The sequence below is a fragment of the Streptomyces sp. T39 genome (assembly GCF_008042045.1).
Lineage (GTDB): Bacteria > Actinomycetota > Actinomycetes > Streptomycetales > Streptomycetaceae > Streptomyces.
Genome location: NZ_RDBP01000269.1, coordinates 1 through 685 on the forward strand (window position 1 = coordinate 1; position 685 = coordinate 685).

1 protein-coding gene and 1 pseudogene are annotated in these 685 nt (G+C 71.1%); one reads left to right on the forward strand and one right to left on the reverse strand.

Annotated features, from left to right (window positions below; all coding sequences use genetic code 11):
* Positions 1 to 347 (forward strand): annotated as a pseudogene (locus tag EAO77_RS38185) (amino acid transporter); the annotation flags it as partial.
* A gap of 63 nt (positions 348 to 410) precedes the next feature.
* Here the strand turns inward: EAO77_RS38185 and EAO77_RS38190 are convergent.
* On the reverse strand, positions 411 to 685 hold a 275-nt coding region (locus EAO77_RS38190), incomplete at its 5' end, for a biotin transporter BioY (RefSeq protein WP_147992849.1).

Consider the following 685-nt stretch of genomic DNA (forward strand, 5'->3'; position numbering starts at 1 on the left):
CCGTCTTCTTCAACTACATGTGGAAGGACACGGTCTTCCTCTTCCTGCTGAACTCCTCGGGCGCGGTCGCGCTGTTCGTCTGGCTGGTCATCTGCTTCACCCAGCTGCGGATGCGCGGGATCCTGCTGCGCGAGGCGCCGGAGAAGCTGACCGTGCGGATGTGGCTCTTCCCGTACCTCACCTGGGCGGCCGCCGCGGGCATCGTCTTCGTGCTCGGCTACATGGTCTACGACGAGGCCAACCGCGAGGTCGCGCTGCTGTCGATGCTGGTCGCCGCGATCGTGGTCACCATCGGGCTGGTGCTGGACCACCGTCGCAAGCGCGCCGCGCAGGTCACCTCCGGCTGACCCCGCAACGCAGCAGCCCCGGTCCGCCGTCGCGGACCGGGGCTGCTGCGTTGCGGGGGGGGCTCAGCCGCGGCGGCCCACGAGCTTCCAGGCGGCCGGCAGGGCGCCCATCGCCAGGGCGGCCTTCAGCGCGTCACCGATGAGGAACGGGACCAGACCGGCGGAGACGGCGGCCGGCAGGGACATACCGGTGGCGAGCGCCAGGTAGGGCACGCCCACCGCGTAGATGATCACCGAACCGAGCACCATGGAACCGGCGGTGCGCAGCACCGTGCGGTCCGCGCCACGGCGGGCCAGGGCGCCCACGACGGTGGCCGCCAGCAGCATGCCGAGGATGT